15 protein-coding genes are annotated in these 17,552 nt (G+C 46.2%); 1 reads left to right on the top strand and 14 read right to left on the bottom strand.

Annotation, left to right across the window (positions count from 1 at the left end; genetic code table 11):
* Window positions 1-21: 21 nt before the first annotated feature.
* The 7 genes from recR to ACF8OV_RS16160 all read right to left on the bottom strand — a co-directional run bounded on the left by recR (window position 22) and on the right by ACF8OV_RS16160 (window position 5,819).
* Window positions 22-621: a recombination mediator RecR gene (recR, locus tag ACF8OV_RS16190; RefSeq protein ID WP_005460088.1), complete on the bottom strand. Its 600-nt coding sequence runs from the start codon at window positions 619-621 to the stop codon at window positions 22-24.
* A 30-nt stretch (window positions 622-651) separates the two neighbouring features.
* Window positions 652-981, bottom strand: coding sequence for a YbaB/EbfC family nucleoid-associated protein (locus tag ACF8OV_RS16185; RefSeq protein ID WP_005460082.1), 330 nt, complete (start codon window positions 979-981; stop codon window positions 652-654).
* A gap of 82 nt (window positions 982-1,063) precedes the next feature.
* Window positions 1,064-3,199 carry a DNA polymerase III subunit gamma/tau gene (dnaX, locus tag ACF8OV_RS16180; RefSeq protein WP_258496601.1) on the bottom strand — a complete coding sequence of 712 codons (2,136 nt, stop codon included), beginning with the start codon at window positions 3,197-3,199 and terminating at the stop codon, window positions 1,064-1,066.
* Window positions 3,200-3,207: 8 nt separating this feature from the next.
* On the bottom strand, window positions 3,208-3,753 hold the full coding sequence (gene apt / locus ACF8OV_RS16175; protein WP_005460112.1) for an adenine phosphoribosyltransferase: 546 nt from the start codon (window positions 3,751-3,753) through the stop codon (window positions 3,208-3,210).
* A 165-nt stretch (window positions 3,754-3,918) separates the two neighbouring features.
* A complete protein-coding gene (locus ACF8OV_RS16170; RefSeq protein ID WP_005494429.1) occupies window positions 3,919-4,323 on the bottom strand; it encodes a YbaN family protein in 405 nt (134 codons plus the stop codon).
* A 15-nt stretch (window positions 4,324-4,338) separates the two neighbouring features.
* Window positions 4,339-4,470 (bottom strand): hypothetical protein, encoded by a 132-nt coding sequence (locus ACF8OV_RS16165; protein ID WP_005380608.1) that lies wholly within the window; start codon window positions 4,468-4,470, stop codon window positions 4,339-4,341.
* A gap of 242 nt (window positions 4,471-4,712) precedes the next feature.
* Complete coding sequence (locus ACF8OV_RS16160; RefSeq protein WP_005494426.1) at window positions 4,713-5,819, bottom strand: response regulator; 1,107 nt, start codon at window positions 5,817-5,819, stop codon at window positions 4,713-4,715.
* Between the two features lie 274 nt (window positions 5,820-6,093).
* Here ACF8OV_RS16160 and ACF8OV_RS16155 point away from each other — a divergent pair, with 274 nt between their 5' ends.
* Window positions 6,094-6,969 carry a LysR family transcriptional regulator gene (locus tag ACF8OV_RS16155; RefSeq protein WP_005460107.1) on the top strand — a complete coding sequence of 292 codons (876 nt, stop codon included), beginning with the start codon at window positions 6,094-6,096 and terminating at the stop codon, window positions 6,967-6,969.
* 69 nt (window positions 6,970-7,038) lie between these two features.
* On the opposite strand, the gene purF is transcribed toward ACF8OV_RS16155, so the two are convergent.
* From purF to ACF8OV_RS16120, 7 genes are all read right to left on the bottom strand, one after another.
* Window positions 7,039-8,553 carry an amidophosphoribosyltransferase gene (purF, locus tag ACF8OV_RS16150; RefSeq protein ID WP_005484378.1) on the bottom strand — a complete coding sequence of 505 codons (1,515 nt, stop codon included), beginning with the start codon at window positions 8,551-8,553 and terminating at the stop codon, window positions 7,039-7,041.
* Between the two features lie 36 nt (window positions 8,554-8,589).
* Complete coding sequence (locus tag ACF8OV_RS16145; RefSeq protein WP_005484550.1) at window positions 8,590-9,081, bottom strand: CvpA family protein; 492 nt, start codon at window positions 9,079-9,081, stop codon at window positions 8,590-8,592.
* 61 nt (window positions 9,082-9,142) lie between these two features.
* A complete protein-coding gene (locus ACF8OV_RS16140) occupies window positions 9,143-9,751 on the bottom strand; it encodes an SPOR domain-containing protein (RefSeq protein WP_015297091.1) in 609 nt (202 codons plus the stop codon).
* 14 nt (window positions 9,752-9,765) lie between these two features.
* Window positions 9,766-11,028 carry a bifunctional tetrahydrofolate synthase/dihydrofolate synthase gene (gene folC, locus ACF8OV_RS16135; protein WP_024702569.1) on the bottom strand — a complete coding sequence of 421 codons (1,263 nt, stop codon included), beginning with the start codon at window positions 11,026-11,028 and terminating at the stop codon, window positions 9,766-9,768.
* Window positions 11,029-11,073: 45 nt separating this feature from the next.
* Window positions 11,074-12,000, bottom strand: a complete 927-nt coding sequence (gene accD, locus ACF8OV_RS16130) for an acetyl-CoA carboxylase, carboxyltransferase subunit beta (protein ID WP_005460141.1) — start codon at window positions 11,998-12,000, stop codon at window positions 11,074-11,076.
* Between the two features lie 183 nt (window positions 12,001-12,183).
* Window positions 12,184-12,978: a tRNA pseudouridine(38-40) synthase TruA gene (gene truA, locus ACF8OV_RS16125; protein ID WP_005479529.1), complete on the bottom strand. Its 795-nt coding sequence runs from the start codon at window positions 12,976-12,978 to the stop codon at window positions 12,184-12,186.
* A gap of 89 nt (window positions 12,979-13,067) precedes the next feature.
* Window positions 13,068-17,477 carry a FimV/HubP family polar landmark protein gene (locus tag ACF8OV_RS16120; protein ID WP_317675848.1) on the bottom strand — a complete coding sequence of 1,470 codons (4,410 nt, stop codon included), beginning with the start codon at window positions 17,475-17,477 and terminating at the stop codon, window positions 13,068-13,070.
* Window positions 17,478-17,552: the final 75 nt, after the last annotated feature.

Below are 17,552 nucleotides of genomic sequence, written 5' to 3'. Positions count from 1 at the left end.
CGCTGAATTCAGCGGCTTTTATTAAATCTTATGTCGGCCCAATAATGAGTGTGACAAGGTCGTGCCATCTACAAGCTCAAGCTCCCCACCTACAGGCACACCGTGCGCGATACGGCTAGCTTCGACTTGGTGCTCTCTGCACAACTCCGCAATATAGTGAGCAGTAGCTTCTCCCTCAACCGTTGGGTTGGTTGCAAGGATCACTTCAGAAATATCACCTCGACGTAGACGATAATCAAGCACGTCTAAACCAATATCACTTGGACCGATGCCATCAAGCGGAGACAAATGCCCCATAAGCACAAAGTATCGACCGGAGTATTGACCCGTCGCTTCAACTGCTGCGATATCTGCCGGGCTTTCTACTACACAAATTTGGCCGTTTTCTTGGCGTTTTGGGTTAGTACAAATGTGGCAAACTTCTTCTTCAGTAAAAGTTCGACATTCAGCACAGTGACCAATTTCGGTCATTGACTGACTCAGCGCATCTGCCAGTTGCAGACCGCCTTTTCTATCACGCTGTAACAAATGAAAGGCCATACGTTGCGCCGACTTGGGACCTACCCCAGGTAGACAACGTAAGGCCTCCATCAATTGTTCCAGCATATGACTGGTACGCATTGAAAATCCGCTTAATTAGATGTCAGCAGATTAGAATGGCATTTTCATACCTGGTGGTAGTTGCATACCGCCAGTTACAGAAGCCATTTTCTCTTTTTGAGTTTCTTCAACGCGACGTGCTGCATCGTTGAATGCCGCAGCGATAAGATCTTCAAGCATTTCTTTGTCGTCTTCCATCAAGCTTTCATCGATGTCAACACGACGCACACTGTGGCTACCAGTGATTGTTACTTTAACTAGACCAGCACCAGACTCGCCAGTTACTTCCATATTCGCGATTTCTTCTTGAAGCTTTTGCATGCGCTCTTGCATTTGCTGGGCTTGCTTCATTAGGTTGCCCATACCGCCTTTACCAAACATGTTTATCTCTCTGGTTTAATTGGGTGTTGCATCAGTTAATGGGGTTCTCACTTGACGTTTTCAACCCCATTCCGTTTGTTAGTTAGATAGGGCGCACACTATCTTTATCAAGCTCTGCAGCAAAACGACGCTCGATAAAGTCGACATTCGGGTCGTTCTCCAAGCTATTCAGCGCTTGTTGTAATTTCTCTTGATAGAGTCTGTCTCTCAGTTCAAGTGGTGTTTCGCCACTCTCTCCTACTTCGATACTCAAGTGACACTCTTCACCTAAAACAGTGTTTAGTGCGTTAAGCAGCTCACTTTGAGCTCTATCTGTATTTAAGTGTGCTTGGCTGCTTCTCAACTGTAAAGAAACGGTCGAGCCTTCTTTACTATAGTGAGAGTTTAGCGCAAGTTGTTCCACCAGCTTAGGCAGGTTCATTAAACTGATCATTTTCGCCCACTCGTTTTGTTCAAGTGACTCATCAATCAGCTTTTGTGCCATTTCTGGTGTTTTTTCATGCTCAAGCGCTTGCTTGAGCTGCGTAGGTGTCAGCTTGGTATTAACTTTCGTCTCAACAGGCTTACTTGGACGCCAGCGATACGCTTCTTCAACTTCTGGTTCAGTAGGCTTTGGCGTTGAGTTTGGCGACACCTGCGCAGAATTGCCATGCAATTGCGCTACTCGGTCGATGACCGATTCTGGTTTTGCAGGTGCCGCTTTAGGCTTTTTTGTGCCACCATTTTGCGTTGTGTTTTGCTGTAAGCCCTGCTTACGCTGTGAACGTAACTGATGGCGTAAGCCTGCCGCACCCATTCTTGATGGTGCAGGCGCGCTTTCTTGCTGAGGTTGAACCTCTGGCGCTGGGTTTTCGCTCATTGGCGGAGCCATGTCGTACTGAGGAGGCGACATATCATAACCACCAGTCTGATAATCTGGCTGATATTGTGGCTCTTCATTCATTGACGAAGGCTGACTCACTGACGGACGAACGGGCTGCGAAACAGATTGTTGCGCTTGCACTGGATTTGGGCGCGACTGCTGTTGTGCTACCGGAGCCTGATGTGCTGACGCTGAATTCGTTAGACTCGCATTTGGCGTCTGACTCAACTGAGGTTGAGATCCTGCGGTAACGATATTTGCCCCGTTATTCGCTGATGGACGAAAAGCCAACATACGCAAGACGATCATCTCCATACCAACACGGCCATTTGGAGACAGCGTCAGATCTTCACGACCTTTTAGCGCAATTTGATAGTAAAGCTGCACATCTTGTGGGCTGAGCGCTTTACTTAATAATTCGATTTTTTCTGCATCAGGCTGTGCTCGGTCTAGTGACGCAGGCAGTGCTTGATACATAGCGATGCGATGTAACTGCGTCGCGATTTGTTGCAATAAACCGTCCCACTCAACACCATTCGCCGCCAATTGGTGGATTTTATCCATGGCTTGTTGAGGTTGTTTACTGCTGATCGACTCAAGCAAGTGAATCGCTTGATCCGTATCGATGGTTCCCAGCATGTGGCTAACGATGTCGGTTTGCACCGCACCATTGCCTAAAGCAATCGCTTGGTCGGTCAAACTCAGCGCATCACGCATACTCCCATCAGCGGCATGGGAGATCATACCGAGCGCTTTGGACTCTGCTGAAACCTGCTCTTGACCCAAAATGTAGTCAAGTTGCTGATGAATATCATCAACACTGATTGGCTTGAGATGGAACTGCAGACAACGAGATAAAATGGTAACTGGCAGCTTCTGTGGATCGGTTGTTGCGAGCAAAAACTTCACATACTCTGGCGGCTCTTCCAAGGTTTTTAATAACGCATTGAAAGAGTGACGCGACAGCATGTGCACCTCATCGATGAGGTACACTTTAAAACGTCCACGAGCGGGTTTGTATTGAACGTTGTCTAGCAGTTCGCGAGTATCTTCAACTTTAGTACGTGATGCCGCGTCAATCTCAAGCAAGTCAACAAAGCGACCTTCATCAATCTCTCGGCAGGTAGCACATTCACCACATGGGGTGGCGGTGATACCAGTCTCACAGTTCAACCCTTTGGCAAACAAACGGCCGATACTGGTTTTACCCACACCACGCGTCCCACTGAATAGGTAAGCATGATGTAAACGGTTTTGCGCCAATGCGTTTTCCAGTGCCGTTAGAACATGTTTTTGCCCTACGACTTGGTCAAACTTATTAGGACGCCATTTTCGCGCTAAAGCTAAATAACTCATTGAATGTATTAATGTCCTTCAAAATCGCAAATGCTGAATACGTTTAGGCCTAATGCTTCTAAACGCTTATCACCACCGATTTCTGGTAGGTTGATAACGAACGCTGCGTGTTCAACTTCACCACCAAGTTGGCGAATTAACTTTGTCGTTGCCTCAATCGTGCCACCTGTCGCCAGCAAGTCATCCACAACCAATACTTTATCGCCTTCTACGATAGCGTCTGTGTGAATTTCTAGCGTATCAATGCCGTATTCTAGTTCATAAGATTGAGCAATGGTCGGGCGAGGTAGTTTGCCTGGCTTACGCACTGGAACAAAACCAACACCTAGCTCAAGCGCTAGTGGCGCACCAAATAGGAAACCACGTGCTTCTGTACCCACAACCTTTGTAAAGCCCATGTCTTTGTAGCGTTCAACCAGCAGACCGATGGTTGCTTGATACGCTTTTGCGTCTTCTAATAGGCTTGTTACGTCGCGGAAAAGAATGCCTGGTTTTGGGTAATCTTGGATGCTTTTGATGCTAGATTTGATCAGCGAAATTGTTTCTGTAGTCATAATACCGATTTACTTAGATTGGCTCATCACCCTCTATTCTAATCACAGTATCACGAGGGCAACGAACAATAGGTTTTCACCGCTATGTGCCTATTTTCTTAAAAGTCACAGGCGCTGAAAATACAAACGCCCACTCGAAGAGCGGGCACACTATTCTCTACAATCTTAGTGATTTTCTTCTCTGTCAGCAACCAACTCAATCACAGGTAGGCGCATAAACCAACTGAGTAAAACGATTAGCATCACTAAAAGAGCAATTTTTACCCAGATGATGGGGGCTACGATGATAGAAACGGTAAAACTAAGAATGATAAAAACCGCACCACGCTGTTTGACTTTAGGGCTCACCGCTCGATGACGATGCCAATTGTCTAAAATAGGGCCGAAGGTTTTGTGATTGTGTAACCAATGATGAAATGCAGGGCTGCCGCGCATAAAACAAGCGCTTGCTAGCAAGATAAAAGGAGTGGTCGGTAAGAGAGGAAGGGCGATGCCGGCAATGCCAAGCGCTATACAGAGTCCACCAACAATATTGAAGAAGTAACGCTTAATACGAATGGTGAACTCCAATACACAATAGCTAGATTAAAAGCCTGCGTAACCGTTCATTACACGAAGCCAGGTTAGCGTTGCAGGTAGAGTTGGGATCAAAAGTACTGCAATGAAACCTAAAAAGTAAAAAATATTATAAGGCTCTTTAAAATCTTTGTCTGCCATGATGTTTCTTCTCACTAGTTGACTTTGCTTCTCCCAACACGCAGCGTTAAATTAACGTTGCATAAATGGGTCATTATTGTTTTAGGCGCTGACTATACCTTAAACAATTCCATCTAAACACCAACAAAAAGTAAGGTTATAAAATCATCAGTTATAGAACGACAGATTCAGGAAAGAAGAAAGCAGCACATTACATGCTGCTTTCGCCATATTAATTAAAGACAAGATCCGAGTTTGGCTTTCTAAACGAGTCTATTAACTCGAGTAATATTCAGGCTGAAACTGGATGCACCTAAACAACCTATCGACAACTGACCTGTTGTCTTCAGCGGTAAATCTCGGGTGATGAAGTTTTTCATGCTGCCATCGCCCAGTCGATTGCCTGCCGCAATATGTTGATTTTCATGCCCATCCGACCATTGGCTGTCCAAACCAGCAGGTAAAAGTGACACGGTTGAAGATGCTAAATCCGCCACACCAAATACCGCCTTCACCGCACCAGCACAATCTGAGCACTCAATGCCCTTCTCCATGATGTTTACCATGTCTTTCAGATCCGCACTGAAACTTTTTAAGTTTCTTAGGTAATCATCAAACAAAGCTCTCACCAGTAGCGTTGTCGCTACACCTCCATTTTCTTGGGAAGCAGAGTCCACTAAGTAGAAAGCAAACTGTCCATTCATCAACCAGCGATAATCAAACACCAAAGGCATCAAATCTGCCGACTGTAGTAACCGATAGGAACAACGCCAGTCACCTTGAGAGGCGTCTTTGTCTGGCAACAACGCATGCAGCAGATCTCTCGCTGCATTTGGGTTTTGTTGCAAGTACTCTAAATGCCAGTGCAGCTCTTGCTCATCTGGTATTTCTCCACCGTCATCTACGCGAAACCACTGGCTTGAAAAGTCACGTTGTTCTGCAAAATGACAGTCTGAGTCCTCAAGCGTATTGTCAATCGCTTGCGACAAATGTTCATAATTCCCTATCGGTTTTGGAAGAAAGTCTTTAATACCAAAACGCAACGCTTTCGCGACATCAGACATTTCATCTGTGCCAGACACCACAATAAGCGGTAACGATGGATACTCAAGACTGACTTCTTCTACGAATTCTATGCCATCTAATACGGGCATAGACAAATCACACAAGACGAGATCGGGTTGGCATTCCCTGAGTTGATGAAGAGCCTCTAGGCCATTTTCAGCTTCTACTACTTTGAAACCCTGACTTTCTAAATAAGCATTGGTTACGTTACGAAATATCGGATCATCGTCCACTAACATGATCAGTTTCCGATTAACCACTTCCTGTGCCGAGACCATTGCCGTTTGACTGTGAGTCTTGAACATACCTTTACACCTCACAAAGCTTAGTCAAAAAACAAAATTATTTAAGTTATTATTTTTGTTGTGTTTGCATAGGCAAAACGTTGCGCAGCAAGACTTGAAGCGGTTTCGCCTTGTTATAAAACGTAGCTTGAAAAAGTCATTTATACAAATTGTCAGTATTTACTCCAAGGCTCTTGCTGTGTTCAAATGATGCAACATGTTGACTTAAAGCAAGCTTTAATCACAAAGTTAATTATAAATTAGCCACAATTGGTAATTTAATGTGTCTGGAAATATGAAATTAGATGATTTGAACCTGTTTCGACTGGTTGTCGAAAATGGGAGCTATACCGCAACTTCGCGAAAAACCATGATCCCGGTGGCAACCATCACCCGACGCATTCAAGCGCTAGAAGACTCTGTCAATCTTCGACTATTGAACCGTCACGCACGTAAGCTTTCTCTGACTGAAGCCGGAGAACGCTTTTACCATGAATGCTCTCCCCTACTTCAAAGGCTGACATCAACCGCGGAAGAAATCACTGATGACTGCCGCGGTGCATCAGGCAAAATTAAAATTTCTGCGCCTTACAATCTGACCAAGCGCATGATGATGCCGATGTTTAATGACTTCATGAAGAAGTATCCGGATATCAATATCGAGCTGACGACAGAGAACAACGCTGATCAATTAGACCCAACGGAATGGGATGTTATTTTCCGTGTTGGTCCGCAACGAGATTCCAGCCTAATTGCTCGTAAAATTGGCGAAGTAAAAGATATTTTGGTTGCCAGCCAAGACTATCTAGCAGCCAACCCTGCGCCAAACCACGCAGAAGAGCTCTCAAACCACTCTTTGCTAAAAGGCTACCCACTTATCAAGTGGACACTGATCAACAGCAAAGGTGAGTCTGTGGTGAATGTAGAGCGTGGTCGTTTCCAAGCCAACGCACTCAATGTTGTTCGCAGTGCTTGTTCAGAAGGTCTAGGTATTACATTAATGCCTGATGTGATGATTAAGGAATACATCGAAAGTGGTGAATTGTTGCGAGTATTGCCAGATTGGAGCGCAAACCCGCGCGACATCTACATGCTGTACAACCACAAAGATCACTTGCCAGAGAAAGTACGTCTGTTCATCGACTTTGTGATTGCCTATAACATTCACTAAAAATGATACAAAAATAAAAACCAGAGCCTAGGCTCTGGTTTTTTTAATCCCGATAATGATGGCGCAGATTTACGCGCCTTCGTTGTGCAGCTCTAGGTTCGCTAGATCTTGCTGAATTTCACGTTGCGTTTTTGCATCGTCATTACGCAAACCATCTAGGAAGTCGAGGTATTGTTGATCGATATCGCCAGTTACGTATTCACCATTAAATACAGATGTATCGAACTGCGTGATATCTTGGTTACCTAAGCCTACCGCTTCAACTAAGTCATCTAGACGTTGGTAAATAAGCGCATCCGCACCAATCTGTTTACAAATGGTTTCGTTGTCACGACCATGAGCAATCAGCTCTGTCGCGCTCGGCATATCGATACCGTAAACGTTAGGGAAGCGAACTTCTGGTGCAGCAGACACCATGTACACTTTCTTCGCGCCGGAGTCGCGAGCCATCTCAATGATCTGTTCTGATGTCGTACCGCGAACGATAGAGTCATCCACCAGCAACACGTTCTTATCTTTGAACTCAGAGCGGATAGCGTTTAGCTTGCGACGCACTGATTTCTTGCGTTGTTGCTGACCAGGCATGATAAACGTGCGGCCAACGTAACGGTTTTTAACAAAGCCTTGGCGGTAAGGAATATCGATCGCTTGAGCAATTTGTAGTGCGATATCGCAAGAGGTTTCAGGAATCGGGATTACGACGTCTATATCAAGATCGGCGTAATCTTCACGAATTCGCTCACCCAGCTTTTTGCCCATTTCAACGCGAGCACTGTACACAGAGATTTTATCGATGAAAGAATCAGGACGCGCAAAGTAAACAAATTCAAAAATACAAGGATTTAGCTTTGGATTGTCTGCACATTGCTTAGTGAACAGCTCACCTTCAAATGTCGCATACACCGCTTCACCCGGCGCTACGTCACGCACAAAGTCAAAACCGACCGCATCCAACGCAACAGACTCTGATGCAACCATGTATTCCGTGCGACCAGCGACTTCACGCTTGCCTAAACAAAGAGGGCGAATACCATGCGGGTCACGAAACGCAATCATACCGTGGCCGATGATCATCGCAGTTACTGCATAAGCGCCGCGAATAGTACGGTGCACATTGGTAACAGCGCGAAATACATCTTCTGCAGTCACATTGCCTTTTACTGTGTCAATTTCGTGTGCAAGTACGTTGAGCAGCACTTCTGAATCAGAAGTGGTGTTGATGTGGCGGCGATCTTTTTCAAACAGTTTCTGACGAACTTCGTGAGCGTTGGTCAAGTTACCGTTGTGGGCAAGTGTAATACCGAAAGGAGAGTTTACGTAGAAAGGCTGGGCTTCTGAGGCGCTTGAACTACCCGCAGTTGGGTAACGAACGTGGCCGATACCGACCTCACCTTGCAAGCGCTGCATGTGTCTTGCTTCGAATACATCCTTGACTAAACCGTTCGCCTTACGCAGACGAAAACGATTGCTTTCTATGGTACAAATACCAGCGGCATCTTGGCCACGATGCTGTAACACCGTTAACGCGTCATAAATAGACTGGTTTACAGGCGTTGTGCCCACGATTCCAACAATACCACACATGTCCTAATCCTCGATTTGCGACAGTAGCTGGCACTACTAGATAGTGCCAGACAGAAAACTTGATGTTGCTTGTAAATGCTCGAAGAATGGGGCGATGATACGGCTGAACTCAGGGATCAACTGTGACTCTTTCCACCAATCCGAGCTTGGGAATGCAGTAAACGCATCCATAAAAAACAGCACCGCAGAAACAATTAAGACTCCGCGTAAACCACCAAATACAATTCCTAGAATTCGGTCAGTACCTGATAGCCCTGTTTTTTGTACCAGTTGACCAATGACGTAATTCACCACTGCACCAACTACCAAGGTTGCGACGAATAACGCCGCAATTGCAGCTCCGTTGCGAAACATATCATCTTTGATATTGGTGAAGTACACCGCCAATTTGGCGTAGTAGTTACTGGAGATAAAAAACGCTCCGAACCAAATAACCAAAGACAAAGCTTCTTTAGCAAAACCGCGAACTAAACTGATCAGAGCTGAAAATCCGATCACACCTAAAATGATAAAATCTATCCAATTCATGTTTTCTTCATCTTAAGTTGGCGCGCATTTTAACAGAAAAAATGCTGACGCAAACGTTTTCTTATGGATTTAATGGCTTAAATTTAAGCAATTGACCTTTTGAGCCGGTAATTTTTTGTAATTCTTGAACTTGTCGTTCAAGTTTACTTTTTGACACATCAGGGCCAACAATTACTCGAGTAAAGTCGTTCTCTTTTTTCGTATGAGCTTGGTAACCACGCTTCTGCAAATCCGCAACGAGCGCCTCTGCATTTTCGTGATTCTTCAGCGCCATCAACTGAATGATCCACGCAGAATCTTCATATTGATTCTTTTCTTCAACTGGACGAACAGCAATTTCAACCTGCTCTGGCTGTTTGGGTTGCTTTACTTCGACGGGTTGTGGCGTAGGTTCAGGTTTCTGCTCCGGCTGAGAGGCGTTAACCTGACGCTCTTCTGACTCTTGCACGACCGCCTCTACTGGTGATTCTGGTAGCGCAATGTCATCTTCTACTGGCTCTAAGATCTCGAAGTTTTCCACATCACTATCAAGTTCAGGTTTGATAGGAATGCTGGCAAATTCTTCTTTGTAGTGCAGTTTTTTACCATCTAGAACATCAGGGAGAACAATGACTCCCACTGCGACTAGAATGATGGTGCCGACTAAACGACTTTGGAATTTACTTGCCATCAAGTTACCTTTGATTACTTATTCTTTGATTGCCAATGCTCCAATACCTCACCTACGGTATGGAATGAGCCCGCGACCAACACAAGATCGTTTGAAGCAGCGCTGCTTAATGCACTCTCAAACGCTTCAACCGGTGTTTGGAACTGAACTTGCCCTTGCGGTAGGTATTGGCACAATTCATCCGCCGTTGCAGCTCGTGGCCCAGTCAACGATGCTGGATACCAATGCGTCGCGATAGGCTTAAGCGCGGCCAATGTCGCTTTGATGTCTTTATCATGCAGCATTGCAATCACAACGTGGATAGTTTTCCCCGCATAATGAGTTTTCACCTTTTCAACTAAATACTCAGCAGAATGAGGGTTGTGCGCCACGTCCAACACAATTTCTGGCTCGTGTTGAAGCACCTGCATTCGACCCGCGAGTCGAGCATTATTCAAGCCATTCACGATGTTTATGTCAGTGATTTGCAATTCCGACGCGCCTAGAGCCATTAAAGCAGTGGCAGCATTTGGAAGCGGTAGCGAAGGCAGAGGAAGATCCTCAAGCGTAAAAGCACCACTACTCCACTTCCAGCCTTTCTCAGTTAGAGCGTAGTCAAACTGGATGCCGACTTGGAAGAATTCAGCACCGATATCATCAGCATGGGCTGCAACCGTCGCTGGAGGCAGTGGTTGACCACAAATCGCGGGTTTACCTGCGCGGTAGATGCCCGCTTTTTCAAAGCCGATAACATTGATGTCGTCCCCCAGCCAATCTACATGGTCGATCGCCAAGCTGGTGATCACTGACACATCGTGATCAACGACGTTTGTTGCATCTAGTCGCCCACCTAAGCCAACTTCAAGAAGCACTACATCGACGTTTTCGACTTGGAAAATACGCAGTGCTGCAAGCGTGCCGAACTCGAACAGACTTAAACTGATGTCACCACGTTGTTTTTCTACATAGTCAAACGCTTCACAGTGCTTAGCATCTTCCACGTCTACACCATTAATGCGCACACGCTCGTTATAACGAATCAGATGAGGAGAACTGTAAACGCCTACCGAATAGCCAGCGTCGAGTAAGATTGCTTCCATTAGCGCACACGTTGAGCCTTTGCCATTAGTTCCGGCAACAGTGATTACGGTAGGAGCAGGTTTGGTGAGATTGGCTTTTGTCGCTACCGCTTGAACGCGGTCTAAGCCTAAATCGATAGCTGAGGAATGAATATTTGATAAATAATCAAGCCACATCGCTAGAGGAGATGTGGCTTGAGGAATTGGGTTTTGGGTCATCTAACTTTAACCATTAATTTCTTTGGCTTTATGTTAGTTGTTACTTTACCCTTTTTCGTCCACTTCTGGTACAGAATATGGTTCTTCATTTGGAGATTCGTTAACCGAAACCACCAATGGAGACTTGTGGTTAGTCATCTTAGCGATAAGACCACCCACACGTTGACGCATTTCACGACGGTCAACGATCATATCAATTGCACCGTGCTCAAGCAGGAATTCGCTACGTTGGAAACCTTCAGGAAGATCTTCACGTACCGTTTGCTCGATTACACGACGACCTGCAAAGCCGATCAACGCTTTAGGCTCACCAATGTTGATGTCACCCAGCATCGCCAAACTTGCCGATACACCGCCCATGGTTGGGTCAGTAAGAACCGAAATAAATGGCAGGCCTTTTTCTGACAGACGCTCAAGTGCCGCACTGGTTTTCGCCATTTGCATTAGAGACATCAGCGCCTCTTGCATGCGAGCGCCGCCACTTGCAGAGAAACACACAAGCGCGCAGTTGTTCTCGATTGCTGCTTCTACTGCTTTAACAAAGCGAGCACCAACCACAGAGCCCATTGAACCGCCCATGAAAGAGAATTCAAACGCACACGCTACTAGAGGCATGCCTAATAGCTCACCTTGCATAACGATCAGCGCATCTTTCTCGCCACTGCTCTTTTGTGCTGCAGAGATACGTTCTTTGTATCGCTTAGAATCTTTAAACTTCAGTTTGTCTTGAGGCTCAAGCTCAGTGCCTAGCTCAACACGGTTACCTTCGTCCAAGAATGTTTCCAAACGACGACGCGCTTTCATACGCATGTGATGGTTACACTTAGGACAAACTTCTAGGTTACGCTCAAGTTCAGCATGGTAAAGAACCTGCTCACAAGAGGTACATTTCGTCCACACACCTTCTGGGATAGAAGCTTTACGTGAACTAACTAGGTTACTTTTCTCTAAAATCTTTTCAAGCCAACTCATGGAAGACCTTTCTCTCAACTCTTCCGCTTCATTGCGAAAGATATAAATTCGAAATAATACCGACGGATTAAACCATATCTTGCGACGAGTGTAGATAAAAAACTGGTTGTACCTATTTTCGATATCGTTAATTACTGATGTTATGCGGCTACACTACCGATATTTTGAAGCAAGTTTGTGAATTTAGTTCAAATTATCTGGCAAAAACAGCGGACCGATCGGCACGCAAGGCAATTCAAATTCTTCTGGATAATCGACATCGACTAAGTACAAACCTTCAGCCTTCGCTGTTGCACCTGCAAGTTTGCGATCTTTTGCCTCAAGCAACCACTTGATCCACTCTGGTTTTTCTTCACCACGACCAACTTTAATCAGGCTACCTGTGATGTTTCGAACCATGTGGTGAACGAACGCGTTCGCTTTAATATCGATAACAACATAATCACCATGACGAGTGACGTTTAGGTGCATCAAATTACGGCACGGACTCAACGACTGACAATGCGCTGCACGGAATGATGAAAAGTCATTTTCACCTAACAAATATTGCCCGGCTTCATGCATTTTCTTTTCATCTAGCTCGCCGTGATAATGGCTCACACCCGAGTTCAAAATGCCTGGGCGCAATGCGTGATTAAAAATGATGTAGCGGTAACGACGCGCTGTTGCTGAGAATCGCGCATGGAAGTCATCAGGAACTTCTTTTGCCCAGCGAACAGCGATGTCACTTGGCATGTTCGCATTTGCGCCCATAGTCCAAGCCACCATTTTTCGATTAACGTTGGTATCAAAGTGAACAACTTGTCCCGTACCATGTACACCCGCATCAGTACGACCTGCACACTGCACTTCGACAGGGTGGTTCGCAACGATGGACAACGCTTTCTCTAGTTCTTCTTGAACACTTTTCACTTCTCTTTGGCGTTGCCAACCAAAATAATTTGTACCGTTGTATTCGATACCTAATGCGATTCTCATCTTAACCTTCGAACTCTAAAATGGGGCGGGAAGTATATACTCAAGTCCCTTCAGATACAAAAAGGGCAGCTCTCGCTACCCTTTTTGATTTATCGACCGTTTATGGTATCGATGAGGTTTTTCGCTTCTCGGCGAATGTCATCTTCACCGTAAACTATCGCCTCTTCTAACAGTTTGATCGCACCTTGAGGATCGTTCATTTCAAGATAGATTTTAGCAAGGTCCAACTTACCTGCTGCTTCTGCATTGGTATCTACATCAACGTCACCGATATCACCAATCACATCAGGGAACTCATTCAAACCGACATCGAGCATCAGTTCTTGCTCTTCAAACTCACCACCTTCTTTGTCCACTTGAGCCATCAGTTCATCAATAGTCATAAACTGATTTTTCTTAGGGTCAAAGTCATCAAGATCTCCCTGCTCGGCCCAGTTCTCTTGCGCGATTTCAGGTTGAGTCAGCGCTTCACTCGAACTCCACACTTCTTGCTGGTCTTCAGGGACTTCTTCCGTAACCGGTGGTTCAGGCATGTCTGATGCTGGCTTAAAACCGTCCCAGTCATCACCGACATCCAACATGGTTTCGAAATCCATGCCTGCACTTGCAATGGTGTCGCTGTCGAGCTTGCCATCAAACGCTTCAGCACTTGGCTCATCTGCAAGCAAGTTAGCCATCGTTGATTCATCAAAATCGTCTAACTCAGATGGAGATTCAATAGCAGTTGGCTGCTCTACCTCTTGATCAAAGCTGTTTTGAGCGAAGACTTCAAAAAGCGCATCATGGTCATTATCTGCCTGGAGAATTGGCTTAGGCGCAACTTCTGATTCTGATGAAGATGATGCTTCAGCCATAGCCGCTATAGCATCATCTTCACTGAACTCTGGCAGTTCAGTATCATCGAAGTTGAACTCTTCTTCCGCTTCGGCTGCTGGTGCTGCCGCTTCACGTTCAGATTCTGGTAGCTCAGGTTCATCAGCCATAGATGCTAATGCATCTTCTTCGTCGAACTCTGGCAGTTCCAGTTCGTCGAAGTTGAATTCTTCTTCCGCTTCGGCCGTTGGTGCTGCGGCTTGAACTTCAGATTCTGGTAGCTCAGGCTCATCGGCCATTGAAGCTAACGCATCTTCTTCGTCGAACTCTGGCAGTTCCAGCTCGTCGAAGTTGAAATCTTCTTCCGCGTCAACGGTTGGCGCTGCGGCTTGAACTTCAGCTTCTGGTAGCTCAGGCTCACTGGCCATTGAAGCTAACGCATCTTCTTCGTCGAACTCTGGCAGTTCCAGTTCGTCGAAGTTGAATTCTTCTTCCGCGTCAACGGTTGGCGCTGCTGCTTGAACTTCAGCTTCTGGTAGCTCAGGCTCATCGGCCATAGATGCTAATGCATCTTCTTCGTCGAACTCTGGCAGTTCCAGTTCGTCGAAGTTGAATTCTTCTTCCGCGTCAGCGGTCGGCGCTGCTGCTTGAACTTCAGCTTCTGGTAGCTCAGGCTCATCGGCCATAGATGCTAATGCATCTTCTTCGTCGAACTCTGGCAGTTCCAGTTCGTCGAAGTTGAATTCTTCTTCCGCTTCGGCGGTCGGCTCTGCAGTTTGAACTTCAGCTTCTGGTAGCTCAGGCTCACCGGCCATTGAAGCTAATGCATCGTCTTCGTCAAACTCTGGCAGTTCCAGTTCGTCGAAGTTGAATTCTTCTTCCGCTTCGGCCGCTTCGGCCGCTGGTGCTGCCGCTTCACGTTCAGATTCTGGTAGTTCAAGTTCATCGGCCATAGATGCTAATGCATCTTCTTCATCAAACTCTGGCAGTTCCAGTTCGTCGAAGTTGAACTCGTCTTCATCAACGTCAGTGGACGTTGCCGCGACAGGTTCTTGTTCAAGTTTGTTTTCAGCTTCAGGCTCAACGTCGTCTAGTAACCAGTCTTCTTCTTGAGGAACGCCAAATTCATTCTCAACAGTATTCGGCGTTGGCGTGAATGCAGGTTCTTCCTCTTTACTGGTAATTTCTGGTTCAGTCTGTTCCTCGCGAAGTTGATACTCACCATTTTCAGAGGGCAGCTCTTCAGCCGATGGCATCAAATTCTCTTTGACAGATGAGTTTTCTAACTCTTCAGCAAAACCGTCTTTGCCTTCCAGAAGTGCATCTAGCTCGGCGGCAAAGTCTGCACTTTCTTGCTCAGTTTCTTCAAGAACGGTGTTATCAGATTCAAACAGTTCATCCAGCTCAGTCATCAGAGGATCATGCTCTGGTGACATTTCCTCAAGATCACCTAAGAAGTCATTGCTATTAAACGGGACGCTTTCTTCTTGTAATGATTCCGTTGGTTCTGGAGCTACAGGTTGTTGCTGCGCCTCACTCAGCAGAGCGTCGATATCTAAGCCAGATTCAAATTCTAACTCTGAGGCGTCTTCTTCAACCTGCGCGGTTAGCGGATTTTCTTCCTCTGGCTCAAGCGCTTTATTTTGTTCCGTTTGAGGCTCAATCTCTTCAAAACCCAAATCAGCCACCAAGTCATCGTCTAACTGACTCTCATCAGCAGTGACTACCTCATCCTCACGAATCAAATCATCGAATGGGTCAAGCTCGCTCGTGGTCTCGTCTTCTAAAACGGGCTCATCATCGTCGTCTTGCAGTAACTCATCGAGTAAATCAACGCTGTTTTCGTCGAGTTCCTCAATTACTTCTTCAGCCTCAAAATCAGATAGCGCTTCCAATTCGTTGAGCGGATCGAACTCTTCCTCGGTTTCGTCTTCATCGAAATCGATCAATTCGTCGAGTAGCTCAGTGCTGTTTTCATCGATATCGGTGTCATCAGTCAAACCCGCCAGACTTTCGAGTTCATCAAGTGGGTCAAGCTCAGTTGATGTTTCTTCTGCTGGTTGATCGTATTGAGCTAATAGCTTATCAATATCGTCATCCGACGCCTCTCCTGCCGAGAAATCCTCGTCTGAGACTTGCGGCTCGGGCTTGGTATCTTCAACGTCAAGATCTAAATCATCGTCGCCAAGTTCTGCGAATAAATCGTCCAGCATCGCTTGATCAACGCTGCCACTTGAAAGGTCTTCCGATGGTTCATCATCAGCAAGAAGTTTGGCAAATTCATCATCAGAAATAGCGTTATCGTCGTCGGACAAGTCGAAGCCTGTTTCGTCTTCGTCGAGCACTTCAAGTTCTGGCGTCACTTCATCAAGCGCACGTTCCATCTCTTCAAGGCCCAGCGCTTTCTCGTCGCCATTGACTTGAATGCCGCTCGTTGAAGAATCAAACTCGTCAAATCCAACGTCTAAATCACCATCATCGCCGATACCGGCAAATGGATCTTCGCCGTCATCGCCTTCTAAGTTGAAGTCTAGTTCTTCGTCATCTAGGTTCGCGAAGACATCCTCTTCAAGCTCTGCTTTCTCATCCTGCTCTAACAGCGGTTCAGAGTCATCATCACCAAACAAGTCATCATCTAGGCTGAGCTCATCATCAAGTTGGTCAGCGGCAGCTAAACCAATTGGTGCCGCAAGCGGGTCGATATCTTGTGTCTGCTGCTGCGCGGCTTCCTCTTCTTTCGCTTTCGAACGACGACCAAGTAGCATGACAACCAACAACGCTAGCAGTGCCCCGGGAATCAGAGCTGCAAGTCCGACTAGCCAACCATTGGATAGAATCTTATCCATCGTACTTGGCTGCATGCGTTGCTGCTCAGCAACACGTTGGCGCTCTTCTGCCAACAGCTTTTCCACTTCCGAACGAATGCGCTCTTCGTCGTTAAGCTCGCTTTTGAGTGTTTCAACTTCGCTCTGAACTTGAGACAACATGAGGCGCAGACGATGGTTTTTCTCTTCTAGTGATTCAAGCTCACTTTGCGAGCCCTGCAGCTTGTCTTTTAGATCACTAACCTGCTTTTCACCTTGTGGTGACGTCGAAACTGGTGGCACGTTTGCTGTCGTTTCAACGGGTTTAACTGGTTCAGGTTTTGGTGGAGTAACAACTGGCGGTTTTGGCGCAGTCGGCTCTGCAACAGGTTTAGGTTTAACCTCTATCTGTTTAACTGGAGCTGGCTTTTCTGGCTTGGGTTGTTTTAGTCGTAACTCATGCGCCTTCATAATGGCAACAGCTTGCTCAGTCGTCGCACTGCGAACTTGCTCTAATGAAGGAACACGAAGACGGCTGCCTGGGATAAGCTCGTGGATGTTTTGATTGTCAAACGCTTGAGGGTTGATTCGATAAATGGCGAGAAGCGTTTGTTGTACCGAGACATTACGTGACGGTCTTAGCTCAGAAGCAATCGACCACAGTGTTTGGTTTTCACCTGTAGGGCCGAAAAAGCGCGAAGGCTGAGTATTCTCAGGTGGAGTAGGTAATGCTCGTTCGATCTCTTCAGCATAGCTCGGAGATGATTGCACTTCACCAGACGGCCCAACGAGACGAATTCCTTCGGCTTGAACCACTGACGATGTCTGAGTCGCGCTCATCAACACAAGGGCTGCTAACAAACGCTTATAATTTTGACGCATAGAAGGCTCAGTTTTGTGCTAGAAACAATTTGAAATGGTGATCGGTTAAATATATCGGATATACCACGCAAAACT

Origin of the sequence: Vibrio sp. GLN_1 (assembly GCF_043106015.1) — a bacterium.
Taxonomy (GTDB): Bacteria; Pseudomonadota; Gammaproteobacteria; order Enterobacterales; family Vibrionaceae; genus Vibrio; species Vibrio parahaemolyticus.
This window is presented reverse-complemented; position numbering and strand designations above follow the sequence as displayed.

What these genes read in the sequence shown, in the direction of transcription:
- dnaX (WP_258496601.1), bottom strand. Translation starts at nt 3,199, where the DNA reads ATGAGTTATTTAGCTTTAGCGCGAAAATGGCGTCCTAATAAGTTTGAC.
- truA (WP_005479529.1), bottom strand. Translation starts at nt 12,978, where the DNA reads ATGAGAATCGCATTAGGTATCGAATACAACGGTACAAATTATTTTGGT.
- ACF8OV_RS16165 (WP_005380608.1), bottom strand. Translation starts at nt 4,470, where the DNA reads ATGGCAGACAAAGATTTTAAAGAGCCTTATAATATTTTTTACTTTTTA.
- ACF8OV_RS16160 (WP_005494426.1), bottom strand. Translation starts at nt 5,819, where the DNA reads ATGTTCAAGACTCACAGTCAAACGGCAATGGTCTCGGCACAGGAAGTG.
- purF (WP_005484378.1), bottom strand. Translation starts at nt 8,553, where the DNA reads ATGTGTGGTATTGTTGGAATCGTGGGCACAACGCCTGTAAACCAGTCT.
- folC (WP_024702569.1), bottom strand. Translation starts at nt 11,028, where the DNA reads ATGACCCAAAACCCAATTCCTCAAGCCACATCTCCTCTAGCGATGTGG.
- ACF8OV_RS16185 (WP_005460082.1), bottom strand. Translation starts at nt 981, where the DNA reads ATGTTTGGTAAAGGCGGTATGGGCAACCTAATGAAGCAAGCCCAGCAA.
- ACF8OV_RS16120 (WP_317675848.1), bottom strand. Translation starts at nt 17,477, where the DNA reads ATGCGTCAAAATTATAAGCGTTTGTTAGCAGCCCTTGTGTTGATGAGC.
- apt (WP_005460112.1), bottom strand. Translation starts at nt 3,753, where the DNA reads ATGACTACAGAAACAATTTCGCTGATCAAATCTAGCATCAAAAGCATC.
- ACF8OV_RS16145 (WP_005484550.1), bottom strand. Translation starts at nt 9,081, where the DNA reads ATGAATTGGATAGATTTTATCATTTTAGGTGTGATCGGATTTTCAGCT.
- recR (WP_005460088.1), bottom strand. Translation starts at nt 621, where the DNA reads ATGCGTACCAGTCATATGCTGGAACAATTGATGGAGGCCTTACGTTGT.
- ACF8OV_RS16155 (WP_005460107.1), top strand. Translation starts at nt 6,094, where the DNA reads ATGAAATTAGATGATTTGAACCTGTTTCGACTGGTTGTCGAAAATGGG.
- accD (WP_005460141.1), bottom strand. Translation starts at nt 12,000, where the DNA reads ATGAGTTGGCTTGAAAAGATTTTAGAGAAAAGTAACCTAGTTAGTTCA.
- ACF8OV_RS16140 (WP_015297091.1), bottom strand. Translation starts at nt 9,751, where the DNA reads ATGGCAAGTAAATTCCAAAGTCGTTTAGTCGGCACCATCATTCTAGTC.